At 62.8% G+C, this 17054-nt stretch carries 12 protein-coding genes; 10 read left to right on the plus strand and 2 right to left on the minus strand.

Features of this window, described 5'->3' with window-relative positions:
* Nucleotides 1-127: 127 nt before the first annotated feature.
* Complete coding sequence (locus RGV59_RS07610) at nucleotides 128-562, minus strand: YkgJ family cysteine cluster protein (RefSeq protein ID WP_017849920.1); 435 nt, start codon at nucleotides 560-562, stop codon at nucleotides 128-130.
* A 236-nt stretch (nucleotides 563-798) separates the two neighbouring features.
* Here RGV59_RS07610 and RGV59_RS07615 point away from each other — a divergent pair, with 236 nt between their 5' ends.
* The 6 genes from RGV59_RS07615 (at nucleotide 799) to RGV59_RS07640 (ending at nucleotide 10455) form a co-directional block, all read left to right on the plus strand.
* Nucleotides 799-3249: a glycogen/starch/alpha-glucan phosphorylase gene (locus RGV59_RS07615; RefSeq protein ID WP_102617224.1), complete on the plus strand. Its 2451-nt coding sequence runs from the start codon at nucleotides 799-801 to the stop codon at nucleotides 3247-3249.
* Nucleotides 3250-3404: 155 nt separating this feature from the next.
* Entirely contained in the window at nucleotides 3405-6944 is a 3540-nt protein-coding gene (locus RGV59_RS07620) for a DUF2339 domain-containing protein (protein WP_126585338.1), read from the plus strand.
* On the plus strand, nucleotides 6944-8296 hold the full coding sequence (locus tag RGV59_RS07625) for a DUF3999 domain-containing protein (protein WP_126585404.1): 1353 nt from the start codon (nucleotides 6944-6946) through the stop codon (nucleotides 8294-8296). The genes RGV59_RS07620 and RGV59_RS07625 overlap by 1 nt, the downstream gene beginning before the upstream one ends.
* A 108-nt stretch (nucleotides 8297-8404) precedes the next feature.
* Nucleotides 8405-9415, plus strand: a complete 1011-nt coding sequence (locus RGV59_RS07630) for a class 1 fructose-bisphosphatase (RefSeq protein WP_046490869.1) — start codon at nucleotides 8405-8407, stop codon at nucleotides 9413-9415.
* A 185-nt stretch (nucleotides 9416-9600) separates the two neighbouring features.
* Nucleotides 9601-9855 carry a hypothetical protein gene (locus tag RGV59_RS07635; RefSeq protein ID WP_017849914.1) on the plus strand — a complete coding sequence of 85 codons (255 nt, stop codon included), beginning with the start codon at nucleotides 9601-9603 and terminating at the stop codon, nucleotides 9853-9855.
* 30 nt (nucleotides 9856-9885) lie between these two features.
* Nucleotides 9886-10455, plus strand: coding sequence for a lipocalin family protein (locus RGV59_RS07640; RefSeq protein ID WP_017849913.1), 570 nt, complete (start codon nucleotides 9886-9888; stop codon nucleotides 10453-10455).
* 84 nt (nucleotides 10456-10539) lie between these two features.
* Here the strand turns inward: RGV59_RS07640 and RGV59_RS07645 are convergent, their stop codons facing one another.
* Entirely contained in the window at nucleotides 10540-11904 is a 1365-nt protein-coding gene (locus RGV59_RS07645) for a formimidoylglutamate deiminase (RefSeq protein WP_017849912.1), read from the minus strand.
* Between the two features lie 78 nt (nucleotides 11905-11982).
* On the opposite strand from RGV59_RS07645, the gene hutC reads away from it, so the two are divergent.
* The 4 genes from hutC to RGV59_RS07665 all read left to right on the plus strand — a co-directional run bounded on the left by hutC (nucleotide 11983) and on the right by RGV59_RS07665 (nucleotide 17035).
* Nucleotides 11983-12762, plus strand: a complete 780-nt coding sequence (gene hutC, locus RGV59_RS07650; protein ID WP_185833564.1) for a histidine utilization repressor — start codon at nucleotides 11983-11985, stop codon at nucleotides 12760-12762.
* Nucleotides 12759-13319, plus strand: a complete 561-nt coding sequence (locus RGV59_RS07655) for a HutD family protein (RefSeq protein ID WP_126585340.1) — start codon at nucleotides 12759-12761, stop codon at nucleotides 13317-13319. The genes hutC and RGV59_RS07655 overlap by 4 nt, the downstream gene beginning before the upstream one ends.
* Before the next feature lie 408 nt (nucleotides 13320-13727).
* Complete coding sequence (hutU, locus tag RGV59_RS07660) at nucleotides 13728-15413, plus strand: urocanate hydratase (protein WP_046384993.1); 1686 nt, start codon at nucleotides 13728-13730, stop codon at nucleotides 15411-15413.
* 149 nt (nucleotides 15414-15562) lie between these two features.
* A complete protein-coding gene (locus RGV59_RS07665) occupies nucleotides 15563-17035 on the plus strand; it encodes a purine-cytosine permease family protein (protein ID WP_046384992.1) in 1473 nt (490 codons plus the stop codon).
* Nucleotides 17036-17054 lie beyond the last annotated feature (19 nt).

Genomic DNA, 17054 nt, shown 5'->3' on the forward strand with positions numbered 1-17054 from the left:
TTTTGTGCTGAAGGTGCCGGCCCTATCGGGGGCAAGCCCCTCCCACATTTTGAAGGCGTTCACAAATCAAAACTGTGGGAGGGGGCTTGCCCCCGATAGGGCCCTTGAGAACCCTGCAAAACATGGATCAGAACTTATCGAGAGTCTTGAAATTGGTCTCGCGCACCACTTCTTTGGGCTTGTACGCGCAATACCCCGGCCGCGGGCCGATTTTCGGGTGGTTGCGGCAGGTATCCGGGCGCTTGTCATAAATAGTGCAGAAGCGCGTCTTACGATCCAGGTACAGGCAGTCGTTGTTGCTCATGCGCTGCAGGGTGAAGATCTCGGATTTGCTGTTGTAGCGCTCGACGATGCCTTCCTTCTGCAAACGCTTGGCGATGTTCTTCGGCGGGTCGCCGCGCTCGAATTCATCGACGATGCCAATGCGGATCAAGTCTTTGATCTTCACTTCGACCGGCAGCGTGCAGCAGCTGGACACGCAGCCTCCGCACATGTGGGCGGAATATTTCTGCCAGGTCTCGAGACGGTCGAGTTCCGCGGCGGCGATCAGTTGAGGCTTCATCAGGGTTCCAAGGTGGGGCGGTATCCGGGCGCGCGATCATACCGGGATTGATGGTTTTTTGAACAATATTTTCGGGTTTTCAGCTCGAAGGCGGCTCGAACAGTGATCGGGCACGACCCCTGCATTAAATTCATGCAAAGGTGAATGAGTTAAAAAACTGCCGAACCAGCGCGTCGACCGCCGGTCAGACCGACTAGGCTCTAGCAACTCCTTCAATCTCGCCCGAGGTCACACCGATGTCTCAGGAACCGCTTGCACGAGAAGCAGAGGTAGCCGCATTTCGCGATGCTGTCTTGACCAAACTCACCTACGCGGTGGGCAAAGACCCGGATCACGCCTTCGACCATGACTGGTTCGAAGCCATTGCCCTGGCCGCCCGCGACCAGATGGTCGATCACTGGATGAACCATACGCGGCAAATCTACCGCAAAGGCCAGAAGCGGGTGTATTACCTCTCGCTGGAATTCCTCATCGGCCGCCTGCTCTTCGACAGCCTGAGCAACCTCGGCCTGCTGGAGATCGCTCGCGAAGCGCTCACCGAGTTGGGTGTCGACCTGGAACGCATCCGCCTGCTGGAGCCCGACGCAGCGCTCGGCAACGGCGGTCTGGGGCGCCTGGCGGCGTGCTTTATGGAAAGCATGTCGACCCTGGGCATTGCCGGCCATGGTTATGGCATTCGCTATGAGCACGGGCTGTTCCGCCAGGCGATTGTCGATGGCTGGCAGCAGGAACAGACCGAGCGCTGGCTGGATTTCGGCAACCCGTGGGAGTTCGAACGGGCTGAAGTGATCTACCCGATCGGCTTCGGCGGCAGCGTCGAAACCCTCGCCGATGCCGGCGGCAAGCTGATTCAGGTGTGGTCGCCCAGCGAAACCGTGCGGGCCGTGGCCTACGACACTCCGGTGGTCGGCTGGCGCGGCGCCAGCGTCAACACCCTGCGGCTGTGGCGTGCGCGCGCCGTGGAAGACCTGCACCTGGAGCGCTTCAACGCCGGCGACCATTTGGGCGCCGTCGCCGAAGTGGCCCGCGCCGAAAGCATCTCCCGAGTGCTTTACCCGGCCGACAGCACCGAAGCGGGGCAGGAACTGCGCCTGCGCCAGGAATACTTCTTCGTCTCGGCCTCGCTGCAAGACCTGCTGCGCCGCCACAAGAACATGCACGGCTCGGTGCTGAGCCTGGGCGAACATGCCGCCATTCAGCTCAACGACACGCACCCGTCCATCGCGGTCGCCGAGTTGATGCGGCAACTGGTGGACCTGCACGATATTCCCTGGGACGCGGCGTGGGACGTCACCATCGAAACCCTGTCGTACACCAACCACACACTGCTGCCCGAAGCCCTGGAAACCTGGCCGGTCGGCCTGATGGAACGCATGCTGCCCCGGCACATGCAGATCATCTACCTGATCAACGCGCAGCACATCGACTCGCTGCGCGCCAAGGGCATCCACGATTTCGACGTGCTGCGCGCCGTGTCGCTGATCGAAGAAGACAACGGCCGCCGCGTGCGGATGGGCAACCTGGCGTTCCTCGGCTCCCATAGCGTCAACGGCGTATCCGGCCTGCACACCCAACTGATGCGCAGCACGGTGTTCTCCGAACTGCACAAGCTGTACCCGGAGCGCATCAACAACAAAACCAACGGCATCACCTTCCGCCGCTGGCTGTACCAGGCCAACCCCCAACTCACCGGCATGCTCGTCGACGCGCTGGGTGCGGACATCCTCGACAAGCCCGAACAGCGCCTGATCGAACTCGAACCGTTCGCCGAGAAGCAGGCCTTCCGCAAGGCCTTTGCCGAACAACGCCTGCACAGCAAGCGCGCGCTGGCCGAGATCATCCATGAGCGTCTGGGTATTGCGGTCAACCCGGCGGCGATGTTCGACGTGCAGGTCAAGCGCATCCACGAGTACAAGCGCCAGTTGCTCAACCTGCTGCACACCGTGGCGCTGTACCAGGCGATCCGTGCCGAGCCCGAGACCGACTGGGTGCCGCGAGTGAAGATCTTCGCCGGCAAGGCGGCGGCGAGCTATCACCAGGCCAAGCTGATCATCAAGCTGACCAACGACATCGCCCGCACCGTCAACAACGACCCCACCGTGCGCGGCTTGCTCAAGGTGGTGTTCCTGCCCAACTACAACGTCAGCCTGGCGGAAAGCATCATCCCGGCGGCGGACTTGTCGGAGCAGATTTCCACCGCCGGCTTTGAAGCATCGGGCACCAGCAACATGAAGTTCGGCCTTAACGGCGCGCTGTCCATCGGCACCATGGACGGCGCCAACGTCGAGATGCACGAGCGCGTGGGCGGCGAGCACATGTTTATCTTCGGCCTCAGCGCCCAGCAGGTGGAGGCCCGCAAGCACGCCGGTGAATTCCACGCCGGGCCGGACATCGCCGCGTCCCATCGTTTGAGCGATGTGTTGCAAGCGATTCGCGGCGGGGTGTTCTCGCCGGACGATCCGGGCCGTTATGTGGGCTTGATCGATGGGCTGATCGAGTACGACCGCTTCCTGGTGTGTGCCGACTTCGATGCCTACTGGGAGGCGCAGACCCGGGTCGACGCGCATTGGCATGATTCCAAGGAATGGTGGCGTTCGGCGGTGCTCAATACCGCGCGGATGGGCTGGTTCTCTTCGGACCGCACGATCCGCGAATACGCCACCGAGATCTGGAAAGCGCTCGACTAAACACCCCAAAACCAAAATGTGGGAGGGGGCTTGCCCCGATAGCGGACTGTCAGTTTGCAGATATGTCGACTGGCACACCGCTATCGGGGCAAGCCCCTCCCACATTGGTCCTGCGTCGATATACTAGGTCCCGGTTTGCTTAGGGAATATCGACCATGCAATGGATTTTCATGCTGATTGGGCTGGCGCTCGGCTGGACGCTCGATGAGTCGTTCGGCGACGCGGGCATCGGCGCGCTGCTGGGGTTGGGCATTGGCCAGGCGATTCGCCTGTCGATGCTGGCTTCGCGCATGGATGAACAAGGCCGTCAGTTGGAGACCGCGCAGAAAGCGCTCACCGCGCTGGAACAACGCCTGGCGCAAATGGAAAAGCCTGCACCCGAACCTGCGCCGCTGGCGCACAGTGTGGTGGTCGAATCCCCCGTTGCCGAATCTGCTCCGCCAGCCGAGGCACCCGAACTTGTCTGGGAGTTGCCCGCTGAACTGGCGCCAACACCCGTCGCCATCGTTGCCGAACCGAGTCAGCCATTACCGGCGGATGTCTGGAAACCTGCCGAGAAACCGCCTGCACCTGAACCGGTTATCCCCCGAGGCCCGAACCTGATCGAGCGCGCCATCCGCGGCGCGCGCAATTGGCTGTTCGGCGGCAATACCGTGTTGCGCGTCGGCGTGGTGCTGCTGTTCCTCGGCCTGGCCTTTTTGCTGCGTTATGCCACCGAAGGCATGGTGGTGCCGATCGAACTGCGTTATGCCGGGGTTGCCGCCGCCGCCTTGGGCCTGCTGGGCCTGGGCTGGTGGTTGCGGCTGCGCAACAGCAATTACGGCTTGATGCTGCAAGGCACCGGGATTGCGGTGCTGTACCTGACGGTGTTTGCCGCAATGCGCCTGCACCCGTTGATCGACCCGGGCGCGGCGCTGGGCCTGCTGGTGGCGGTCACGCTGTTTTCGGCGATTCTGGCGATCACCCAGGATGCGTTGGGCCTGGCCTGCGCAGCGGCGCTGGGCGGGTTTGCCGCGCCGATCCTGACTTCCACCGGCGCCGGTAACCATGTGGCGCTGTTCAGCTACTTCGCCCTGCTCAATGCCGGCATCCTCGCCATCGCCTGGTTCAAGGCCTGGCGCCTGCTCAACCTGATCGGCTTTGTCGGCACCTTCGGCATCGGCTTCGCCTGGGGCCTGCGTTCGTATGCGCCGCAGCTGCTGTGGAGCACCGAGCCGTTCCTGATCGTGTTTTTCCTGATGTACCTGGCCATCGGCCTGCTGTTCACCCGGCGCAAATTGCTGGAGATGAACGACGCGCCGGAGGACGACAGCCGGGGCGCGCTGCTGCGCTGGTCGGTGGCCAAGGGCGATTATGTCGACGGCAGCCTGCTGTTCGGTCCGCCACTGGTGGGCTTCGGCTTGCAGTTCGCACTGGTCCAACACCTGGAGTTTGCCGCTGCGTTCAGCGCCCTGGGCCTGGGCATCATCTACATGGGTCTGGCCCGACTGCTCAGTGGCGGGCGTGCCTTGCTGCTGGCGGAAACCTGTCTGGCCCTGGGCGTGATCTTCGCCAGCCTGGCGATTCCCCTGGGCCTCGACGCGCGCTGGACCGCAGCGGCCTGGGCGGTGGAAGGCGCCGGGATCTTCTGGCTCGGCCTGCGCCAGCAACGGCCGTTGGCGCGGGCGTTCGGCCTGTTGTTGCAACTGGGCTCGGCGCTGGCGTTCCTCAGTGAACTGCGCGTCGGCGCACACACAATGCTGGACGGTGCGCCATTGGGCGCGCTGTTGCTGGGTGCCGCGTTGCTGTTCAGCTTTGCGCAGTTGCGCAACGCCTCCACCGAACAGGCGGCGGCTTGGGAGCGCAGGGGCTTGCCGGTGTTGGCCAGCCTCGGGCTGACCTTCGTGTACCTGCTCGCACCGCTGCTGTTGCTGACCCAAGGCACCGCCATCAGTTGGGCGCTCGCCGGCCTGGCGACGCTGTATGTGGGCCTGCGCATCGGTTCACGGACCTTCCTGTTCACCGCGTTCGCCGTGCAACTGCTGGGTGGCGCGTTGTTCTTGTTGCGCCTGCAAGGCGGTGATGGCGCGGCGGTATTCAGCGCGGGTTGGGGCGGTTTGCTGACGGCCTCGCTGATCGGGCTGGCGTTGATCGGCGGCATGCTGCTGGCGGCCCGTGACGACATGGTGCGCAGCGACGCGCGCCTGTTGCGCGGGTTGTCGGTGGTGCTGCTGGCCGGCCTGGTGTTGATCAACCTGGCCGTGCTGTTTGTGCTGCCTTGGGAAAGCGCCAGCGGGGTGTGGGCGGCGAGCGGTCTGCTGATCATCTGGTTGAGCCTGTACCTGCAACAGCGCGTCAGTTTTGTGTTCGGTTTGCTGCTGCAACTGATCGGCGGCGCGTCGTTCCTGCTGGCGGTGCCGGAACTGCTCGGGCCGTTGACCAATGAAGGTTTGCGTCCGTTGGCGCACAGCGGTTTCTGGACGCCAATGGTGTTGGGCCTGGCCGCTCTGGTCGGCGCCTGGCGCTTGCAGCGCGAACCTCATGCGCCGGTGTTTGCCGTGCTGAAACTGCAACGCCTGTCTGACCTGTTGCTGGTATGGGGCGCGGCCTGGTGGGCGCTGGCGCTGATCGGCGAAGTGCTGCGGTTTATCCCGCAAGAGTTGCAGGGCGCGTTCCTGCTGGGTATCGCCGCAGCGAGCGTGGCGCTCTGGACGTTGCTCGCGGCGCGCCTGCGCTGGGCCTCGCTGGCGATGCTCTGCACCTTGCTGATGCCGGCGGCGGCAGCGGTGTTGCTGGTGTCTGCCCATAGCTACTATCACCCCGCGGCGCAGTTCGGCTGGCTGGCCTGGCTGGCGGTGTTCGCGGTGCATTTCATCTCATTGCGGCGCTTGGCGGCGGTGGCTCCGGCCAAAGTACTGAGCGTTGCCCATGTGTTGGGTAGCTGGATGTTGATCGGCGTCCTGGCGCTGGAGCTGCGCTACGGCCTGTTGTTGCTGTCGAGCGAATACAACGCCTGGCGCTGGCTGGGCTGGGCGATCCTGCCGAGCCTCTACCTGGTGCTGGCGGCTGCGCCGCGCAGTTGGCCATGGCCGGTGTCGGCCTATGCCAAGGAGTACCGCGTGCTGGCGGCGCTGCCGTTGGCGGTGCTGATGCTCGGCTGGTTCTGGCTGGCCAATACGTTCAGTGACGGTACGGCCAAGCCGTTGCCCTATGTGCCGCTGATCAACCCGCTGGACCTGGGCCTGCTGTTTGCCCTGCTTGGCGTGTATCTGTGGTCGCGCAGTGTGGCGCCGCAGCGCGGGCCGCGTGCTGAATGGATCGCCCAAGGGGTGGCGGGGGCTTCACTGTTTGCGTTCTTCACGGCGCTGGTGATGCGTACCGCCCACCATTGGGGCGGCGTGCCGTTTCACCTGGACGCGTTGCTGGAGTCGATGCTGGTGCAAGCCGGTTTGTCGATCATCTGGACCCTGATCGCCCTCGGCCTGATGATCGGCGGTCACCTGCGCCATCGTCGCGAAGTTTGGCTGATCGGCGCGGCGTTGATTGCCGTGGTGGTGGCCAAGTTGTTTTTTGTCGAGCTGAGCAACCGTGGCGGCCTGGCGCGGATCGTGTCGTTCATTGGCGTGGGCGGGTTGTTGCTGGTGGTGGGTTACTTCGCACCGCTGCCGCCCAAGCGCGCCGAACCTGTGTTGGAAACTGAAGGAGCATCCTCTTGATCGGTAAGTTGAGCGTGGCGGTAGTGGGCGTGTGTGCGACATTGTCGGTATGGGCCCAGGAAACGCCCGCCGACTTCTCCGCCCAGGTGCCGCTGAGTATCAGCGGCAACGGCCCGTGGTATCGCCTCGAATTGCCGCTGGCCGTGCAACTGAGCGCGCGCCAGGCCGACCTCAGCGACCTGCGCGTATTCAATGCCGCCGGTGAGCCCCAGGCCTACGCGCTGTCGCGCCAATCCGCGCAACACACCGAGAACCGTAACGTTGCCGATGTGAAGTGGTTCCCGCTGTACGCCGCCGACACCCGCGAAACCTTGCCAGCGGTGGTGATGAAGTCCAGCGCCGAAGGCACCTTGCTGGAGGTGCGCCCCTCCACGGCAACCACGACCGGCCAGCAGGTGCTGCGCGGCTGGGTGCTCGACGTCAGTGCGATCAAGGCGCCGTTGCAGCAACTGAGTCTCGACTGGAACCACGAACAAGAAGGCTTCCAGCGATTCAGCATCGAAGCCAGCGATGACTTGCAGCACTGGACGCCCTGGGGCGACGGGCAAGTGGCGCGATTGTCGTTTGCCGACGAGCGCGTCGAGCAGCACGACGTCAGCCTGCCGGGGCAAACGGCGCGTTACCTGCGCCTGTTGTGGCAGGGCCAGGCGGCGCCGCTGTTGACCTCGGCCAAATTGGTCAGCGCCACCCGCAGCAGCCTGCCGACGCCATGGGTGTGGTCGCAGCCGCTCTCCGGCACGCGGCTGCAGGCGGGGGAATACACCTGGCAGTTGCCGGCGGGGCTGAACGTCGAGCGCTTGCGCGTGGAATTGACACAACCCAATACGCTGGCGCCCGTGACCTTGTCGGGGCGACGCGACAGCAAGCAAGCCTGGCAGCCGTTGAGCAATGGTTTGCTGTACCGCCTGACCCAGAACGGCCAGGACGTGGTGCAGGATCAATTGCAGTTGCCGGGCCAGGCGGTCGCCGAACTCAAGTTGCAGGTGGATGAGCGCGGCGGCGGCCTGGGCACCGCCGCGCCGACCCTGCGGGTTGCCGTGCGCGCCACTCAGTTGGTGTTCCTGGCGCGGGGCGAGCCGCCGTTCACCCTGGCGCTGGGGAATGCCTCGGCCAAGGCGGCGAACCTGCCGCTGTCGACCCTGATCCCCGACTACAGCGCCGAGCGCCTCAGCACCTTGGGGCAGGCCACGGTGGCGGGGGACGTCAGGGTCACGTCGCCAGCGCTCGTGGCCGCTGTCGACACCGAACCGAACTGGAAAAAACTCGGACTCTGGGCCGTATTGCTGCTCGGTGTGGCGGCGCTGGGGGCCATGGCTTACAGTTTGCTGCGCAAGCCTGCGGCAGCACGTTAAATAACGTCCATGAACTCTATTGGGTTTAAATCCTCTGATAGGAGGAAATACGCCCCGACTCGCGTTAAACTGCGCGGGTTTTTAGCCCCCCATACATCGGAGCCTTCCATGTCCCGCGTTACCCTGAGTCGCTATTTGATCGAGCAGACCCGCAGTAACAACACGCCTGCCGATCTGCGCTTCCTTATCGAAGTGGTGGCGCGTGCTTGCAAGGAAATCAGCCACGCCGTGTCCAAAGGCGCGCTGGGTGGCGTCCTCGGCAGCATGGGCACTGAAAACGTCCAAGGCGAAGTGCAGAAGAAACTCGACGTGATCTCCAACGAGATCCTGCTCGAAGCCAACGAATGGGGCGGTCACCTGGCCGGCATGGCGTCCGAAGAAATGGACAATGCCTACCAGATCCCGGGCAAATACCCGAAAGGCGCCTACCTGCTGGTGTTCGACCCACTGGACGGCTCGTCCAACATCGACATCAACGCCCCGGTCGGCACCATCTTCTCGGTGCTGCGTTGCCCGAACGAACACCTGAGCCAGAACGAAGCCCTGAACGAAAAGGCCTTCCTGCAGCCGGGCACCCAGCAGGTTGCCGCCGGTTATGCGATCTACGGCCCGCAGACCATGCTGGTGCTGACCCTGGGCGACGGCGTCAAAGGCTTCACCCTGGACCGCGAAATGGGCAGCTTCGTGCTGACCCACGAAGACATCGTGATTCCTGCTGCTACCCAGGAATTTGCAATCAACATGTCCAACCAGCGCCACTGGGAAGAACCGGTCAAGCGCTACGTCAGCGAGTTGATGGAAGGCGAAGAAGGCCCGTTGAAGAAAAACTTCAACATGCGCTGGGTCGCGGCGATGGTGGCTGACGTACACCGCATCCTGACCCGCGGTGGCGTGTTCATGTACCCGCGTGACAGCCGCGAGCCGTCCAAGCCGGGCAAGCTGCGCCTGATGTACGAAGCCAACCCGATGTCGTTCCTGGTTGAACAGGCGGGCGGTGTGTCCACCGACGGCCACCAGCGCATCCTCGACATCCAGCCCGAAGGCCTGCACCAGCGCGTGGCGGTGTTCCTGGGTTCGAAGGAAGAAGTCGAGCGCGTGACCGGCTATCACCAGAAGTAAGTGCGGCGAGGGAGCAAGCTCCCTCAGCACGTTCAAGACGTGAAGTCTTGAACGATGAGAAGCCCCGAAACGTTTCAGCGTTTTCGGGGCTTTTTTGTTTTCGTTCGTCGGGAACCAGACACCTGTTTTCCCTTCTAAGCTTCTGGCAGACCCCCAACCTGCCTCGTCCCTCCAGGAGTTATTCCATGTCGTTACGCCGTCTCGCTTTGCTGGCCTTTTGCGTGCTGTTGGCCGCTTGCAGCAAGGTCAATCAGGAAAATTACGCGAAGCTGTCGGCTGGCATGGCCAAGGCCGAAGTGGAGTCGTTGCTGGGTAAGCCGACCGATTGTTCCGGCGCGCTGGGTATGTCCAGCTGCACCTGGGGCGATAAAAACAGCTTTATCAGCGTTCAATATGCCGGTGACAAAGTTCTGATGTTTTCCGGGCAAGGCCTGAAGTAAACCGGGGCGAAAGCCTGCGGGAGAAGAAGAATGATGCGTTTTGTTGTGTTCCTTTGCGCCAGCCTGTTTTTGGCGGGCTGCGCCAGCCATTCTGGCGATGATCTGCAACCCAAGACCGCGGGTAACGTCAACCTCAAGCGTTACCAGGGCACCTGGTACGAATTGGCGCGATTGCCGATGTACTTCCAGCGCAACTGCGCGCAGTCCGAGGCCCGCTACACCTTGTTGCCGGATGGCGATATGTCGGTGTTCAACCGCTGCCTGACCAGCGACTGGAAGTGGGAAGAAGCCAAGGGCACCGCTACGCCGCAAGTGCCGGGCAAGACCGACAAGCTCAGGGTGGAATTCAATAACTGGTTTACCGCGCTGTTGCCGGGCGTCGCCAAGGGCGACTACTGGGTGTTGTATGTCAGCGATGATTACAAGACTGCCCTCGTCGGCAGCCCGAGCCGGCGCTATATGTGGATCTTGTCGCGCACGCCGACGGTCAGCGCCGACACCCGCGAAGACCTGCTGAGCAGGGCACGGCAGCAGGGCTATGACACCACGCGCCTGATCTGGCGCACGTCGGACAAGCAGATGGCGAAGACCTCGCAATAACTCTGGATCAGCACAAATCCAATTGTGGGAGGGGGTAAGTCGAATCGTCGCACCGCCCCTCCCACATTTGTTATGGGTTGCCTGTTAACCGAGTAACTCTCTCAAAACCTGGGTAAACGCCCGGCTGCTCTCTTCTTCAGCGGCATGCCGCCCGTCGCGCACCACCCACTTGCCGTTGACCAGCACATCGCGCACCTGGCGATCGCCGCCAGCGAACAGCCAGCGATTGAGAATCCCGTCTTCGGTCGCCGTCGCCAGGTATGGATCGTTACCGTCCAGGACCAGCCAATCGGCGCGCTTGCCCACTTCCAGCCGCCCAATCGGCTGCCCCAGCGCCTGGGCGCCGCCGTCCAGTGCGGCATCGAACAGCGTGCGGCCGACCATCGGTTGGTCGTGGCGATACAGGCGATTGCGCCGCTGATCGCGCAGGCGTTGGCCGTATTCCAGCCAGCGCAGTTCTTCCACCACGCTCAGCGACACATGGCTGTCGGAACCAATACCCAGGCGCCCGCCTTGAGCGAGGAAATCCACCGCCGGAAAAATCCCGTCGCCCAGGTTGGCTTCGGTGGTCAGGCACAAACCGGCAATCGCGCGGCTGTTGGCCATGCGCGTCACTTCCTCGGGGTCGGCATGGGTGGCGTGTACCAGGCACCAGCGCTCATCGACGTCGACGTTGTCATACAGCCATTGCAGCGGGCGTTTGCCGCTCCAGGCCAGGCAGTCGTCGACTTCTTTCTGTTGCTCGGCGATGTGGATATGCACCGGGCAGGCCTTGTCGCTGGCAGCCAGCACGTCTGTGATCTGTTGCGGCGTGACGGCGCGCAGGGAGTGAAAGCACAAGCCCAGTTGCTGCGCCGGCTGTGCGGCGAGGATCGGTTTCAGGCGCGCCTGCAGCTCCAGATAATGTTCGCCGCTGTTGATAAACCGCCGCTGGCCTTCATTGGGTGCCTGGCCGCCAAACCCGGAGTGGCTGTAGAGCACCGGCAGCAATGTCAGGCCGATCCCGCTGCTGGCGGCCGCCTGGCTGATCTGCCGCGACAGTTCCGCGCGGTCGGCATATGGCTGGCCGCTGACGTCGTGGTGGACGTAATGAAATTCCGCGACCGAGGTGTAACCGGCCTTGAGCATCTCGATATACAACTGGCGCGCGATGATCTGCAGTTGCTCCGGATTGATCTTGCCGACCATGCGGTACATCAGCTCGCGCCAGGTCCAGAAACTATCGTTCGGGTTGCCGGCCACTTCGGCCAGGCCCGCCATGGCGCGCTGAAACGCGTGGGAGTGCAGGTTCGGCATGCCCGCCAACACCGGGCCCCTGAGCCGTTCGGCACCGTCTGCGCTGGCATTGGCCGCGACGTGAGTCAGCAGGCCATCAACGCCGACTTCAAGGCGTACATCGTTGGCCCATCCATCAGGCAGCAGTGCGCGTTCGGCAAAGAAAACGGACATGTTCAGGGCACCCCGGTCGTGTGTTTATTTGTATATACATATACAGACGTTTGCCTGCTCGGTAAACTCCGGCAATCTATGCATCTTTTTCCCCTGCAAGGATTCCCCGTGCCGACTCCGCCCGCCAAGTCTTCACTGGCTGCCCACCTGGACGAAAGTCCGGCGCCCTTGTATGCCCGCGTCAAACAAATGATCAGCCAGCAGATCCTCAGCGGCAACTGGCCGCCCCATTACCGCGTGCCGTCGGAGAGTGAACTGGTCAGCCAGCTGGGTTTCAGCCGCATGACCATCAACCGCGCCCTGCGTGAACTCACCGCCGAAGGGCTGCTGGTACGCATGCAAGGCGTCGGCACGTTCGTCGCCGAGCCCAAGAGCCAGTCGGCGCTGTTTGAAGTGCATAACATTGCCGATGAGATCGCCGCCCGCGGCCATCGGCATACCTGCCAGGTCATCACCCTGGGCGAAGAGGCGGCTGGTTCCGAGCGCGCCGTCGCCCTGGAAATGCGTGAAGGCGGGCGGGTATTCCACTCGCTGATCGTTCACCTTGAAAACGATATTCCGGTGCAAATCGAAGACCGCTTCGTCAACGCCCTGGTCGCGCCGGAATACCTGCAGCAGGATTTCACCCAGCAAACCCCCTACGCCTATTTGAACCAGGTCGCACCGTTGACCGAGGGCGAGCATGTGGTCGAAGCGATCCTCGCCGATGCCGCCGAGTGCAAGTTGCTGCAGATCGAACCGAGCGAGCCGTGCCTGTTGATTCGTCGACGCACCTGGTCCGGTCGCCAGCCGGTGACCGCCGCGCGCTTGATCCACCCCGGTTCCCGTCACAGCCTGGAAGGACGCTTCAGTAAATGAGTGCAGTGACCGTCTGGCGCGCCGCGAATTACGTGCGTATGCCGTGGAAAAACGGCGGCGGCAGCACCGAAGAAATCAGCCGCGATGGCGGCCATGGCCTGGAGGGCTTTGGCTGGCGCCTGTCGATTGCCGATATCGGCGAGTCGGGCGGGTTTTCCTCCTTCGCCGGCTATCAACGCGTGATCACGGTGATCAACGGTGCGGGCATGATCCTGACCGTGGACGGCGAGGAGCAGCGGGGGTTGTTGCCGCTGCAAGCGTTCGCGTTCAAGGGCGACAGCCAGGTGTCGTGTCGCCTGATCAGTGGGCCGATCCGCGATTTCAACCTGATCTATTCACCCCAGCGTTACCATGCGCGGTTGCAGTGGGTCGATGGGGTGCAGCGCTTTTTCAGCACCGCGCAGACGGTGCTGGTGTTCAGCGTGGCCGATGAGGTGACGGTGCTCGGCCAGGTGTTGGGTCATCATGATTGCCTGCAGGTGGACGCTAATACCGGCTTGCTGGATATCTCGGTCACGGGCCGCTGCTGCATCATCGAACTGACCGCACGCGGTTAAAAAATGTGGGAGGGGGCTTGCCCCCGATAGCGGTGGGTCAGCTACAGATAAGCTGACTGGTCCACTGCAATCGGGGGCAAGCCCCCTCCCACATTTGTTTCCCCACTGTTCTTGCGATCTGTTTCCGGCCTTCCGCACCACTTTGTTACCGAACGCCCCAGCGTGGCGCAAACTCACAGCGTTGCCGTCAAACCTCCCCCGCTGCAAACCGCCCTCGTAAGAAATTCCATCACGCCTCGAAGCCTTAATTTCCAAGGCTCCCACGCGTTCGCCAAAAAAATCCCCACGACTCACTCATTAAGTTGGCCGTTCGATTGCATATGCTTGTATGTACAAGTAAAGGTGTGTGCGTAAGAGTCGACTTCGCACGCATCCAGTTCGCGCATCGATCGCTGAGGAGTTCTGGTTGTGACCGATTTTTCTAACGCTAAGCCTACAAAATACCGAGACGTCGAAATCCGCGCCGCTCGCGGTAACACGCTCACCGCCAAAAGCTGGCTGACCGAAGCGCCGCTGCGCATGCTGATGAACAACCTTGACCCGCAAGTGGCCGAAAACCCGAAAGAGCTGGTGGTGTACGGCGGCATCGGCCGTGCGGCGCGTAACTGGGAGTGCTATGACCAGATTGTCGAGAGCCTCACCAACCTGAACGATGACGAAACCCTGCTGGTGCAGTCGGGCAAACCGGTCGGTGTGTTCAAGACCCACCGCAATGCCCCGCGTGTGCTGATCGCCAACTCCAACCTGGTGCCGCACTGGGCCAGTTGGGAACACTTCAACGAACTGGATGCCAAGGGCCTGGCCATGTACGGCCAGATGACCGCCGGCAGCTGGATCTACATCGGCAGCCAAGGCATCGTCCAGGGTACCTACGAAACCTTCGTCGAGGCCGGTCGCCAGCATTACGACAGCAACCTCAAAGGCCGTTGGGTACTGACCGCCGGCCTCGGCGGCATGGGCGGCGCGCAGCCGCTGGCCGCGACCCTGGCCGGCGCATGCTCGCTGAACATTGAATGCCAGCAGGTCAGCATCGATTTCCGCCTGAACAGCCGTTATGTCGACGAACAGGCCAGCGACCTCGACGACGCCCTCGCGCGCATCGCCAAGTACACCCAGGAAGGCAAAGCGATCTCCATCGCCCTGCTGGGCAACGCCGCCGAAATCCTGCCGGAACTGGTCAAGCGCGGCGTGCGCCCGGACATGGTCACCGACCAGACCAGCGCCCACGACCCTCTCAACGGTTACCTGCCGGCCGGCTGGACCTGGGACGAATACCGCGCCCGCGCCAAGACCGAACCGGCGGTCGTGATCAAGGCCGCCAAGCAGTCGATGGCCGTTCACGTCAAAGCGATGTTGGACTTTCAGAAACAAGGCATCCCGACCTTCGACTACGGCAACAACATCCGTCAGATGGCGCAAGAAGAGGGCGTGGAAAACGCGTTCGACTTCCCAGGCTTCGTACCGGCCTACATCCGCCCGCTGTTCTGCCGTGGCATCGGCCCGTTCCGCTGGGCTGCGCTGTCGGGCGACCCGCAAGACATCTACAAGACCGACGCCAAAGTCAAAGAGCTGATCCCCGACGACGCGCACTTGCATAACTGGCTGGACATGGCCCGCGAACGCATCAGCTTCCAGGGCCTGCCGGCGCGTATCTGCTGGGTCGGCCTGGGTCAACGCGCCAAGCTGGGCCTGGCGTTCAACGAAATGGTGCGCAGCGGCGAGCTGTCCGCGCCGGTGGTGATCGGCCGCGACCACCTCGACTCCGGCTCGGTGGCCAGCCCCAACCGCGAAACCGAATCCATGCAGGACGGCTCCGACGCCGTGTCCGACTGGCCGCTGCTCAACGCCTTGCTCAACACCGCCAGCGGCGCGACCTGGGTCTCGCTGCACCACGGCGGCGGTGTGGGCATGGGCTTCTCGCAGCACTCGGGGATGGTGATCGTCTGCGACGGCACCGACGAAGCGGCCGAGCGGATTGCCCGCGTGCTGCACAACGACCCGGCCACCGGGGTGATGCGTCATGCCGATGCGGGTTACCAGATCGCGATCGATTGCGCCAAAGAGCAGGGCTTGAATCTGCCGATGATCAAGTAACGACTGGCTCGGTTTCTGTGGGAGCTGGCTTGCCTGCGATTGCATCACCGCGGTCTACCCGAAAGACCGCGTCGCCCGCATCGCAGGCAAGCCAGCTCCCACAGAAGAGCAATCAGTACCCAAAACAATCCATCAGAGGTTGAACACACATGGCTGCAAATGACGCGCGTGCAAGCACCACCCCGTTGATCGAAAGGCGTTCGATCGACTACATCCCGGAAGCGGAAAGACACGGACGTCTGTTTAGCCAGTTCACCCTATGGATGGGCGCCAACCTGCAAATCACCGCGATTGTCACCGGGGCCCTGGCCGTGGTGCTGGGCGGTGATGTGTTCTGGTCGTTGATCGGCCTGTTGATCGGCCAACTGCTCGGCGGCAGCGTCATGGCGTTGCACGCGGCGCAAGGGCCCAAGCTTGGCCTGCCGCAGATGATCTCCAGCCGGGTGCAGTTCGGGGTTTATGGCGCGGCCATCCCGATCGTGCTGGTGTGTTTGATGTACCTGGGTTTCACCGCCACCGGCACCGTGCTTTCCGGTCAGGCGCTGGGCCAATTGCTGGGCGTCAGCGACAGCGTCGGTATCCTTGTCTTTGCCAGTGTCATCGTGCTGGTCACGGTGCTCGGCTACCGCGTGATCCACTTCATCGGCCGGGTTGCCAGCGTCATTGGTGTGATTGCCTTTGTCTACCTGTTCAGCCGTCTGATGAGCCAGGCCGACATTGGCGCGCTGCTGCAAATCCGTCACTTCAGTTGGAGCAGCTTCCTGCTCGCGGTGTCGCTCGCAGCCTCCTGGCAAATCGCCTTCGGCCCTTACGTAGCGGACTATTCGCGCTACCTGCCGAGCCAGACCTCCTCGCTGAAAACCTTCCTGGCCGCCGGCGCGGGGTCGGTGATCGGCGCACAGGTGGCGATGGTCCTCGGCGTGTTTGCCGCCGCCTTGTCCAACGGGCAATTCGCCGGTCACGAAGTGGCCTATATCGTCGGTTTGGGCGGTACGGGGGCCACCGCCGCGCTGCTGTACTTCAGCATCGCGTTCGGCAAGGTCACCATCTCCACGCTGAACTCCTACGGCAGCTTCATGTGCATTGCCACCATCATCAGCGGCTTCCGGGGGCGCCTGCAGGTCACGCGCTTGCAGCGTCTGGTTTTTGTGCTGGCCATCGTCGGTACGGCGACTCTGATCGCGTTGCTCGGCCAGCACTCGTTCCTCGGTGCGTTCAAGTCTTTCATCCTGTTCCTGCTGGCGTTCTTTACGCCCTGGAGCGCGATCAACCTGGTGGACTACTACTGCATCACCCGCGAGCGTTATGACGTGACGGCGCTGGCCGATCCGGACGGGCGTTATGGGCGTTGGAACCTGCTCGGTATCAGCGTCTATGTGTTCGGTGTGCTGGTGCAATTGCCGTTCATCTCCACCAAGTTCTACACCGGTCCGCTGGTGGCCGCCCTGGGTGATGTGGATATTTCCTGGATCATCGGTCTGATAATTCCCGCAGTTCTGTATTACGTGTGTGCGAAAAAATGGCACAGCGCCGTGCCCGATCAACTGATTCTGCCGGTCGAGCAGGACAGCGTTGTACCAGCCCCAGCCAGCGGCGCCAGTCGCTCTGCGGCGCGGGCCTGATTGGACGTGGACCGGGCAG

Source organism: Pseudomonas sp. FG1, from assembly GCF_034313875.1.
Classification (GTDB): domain Bacteria; phylum Pseudomonadota; class Gammaproteobacteria; order Pseudomonadales; family Pseudomonadaceae; genus Aquipseudomonas; species Aquipseudomonas veronii.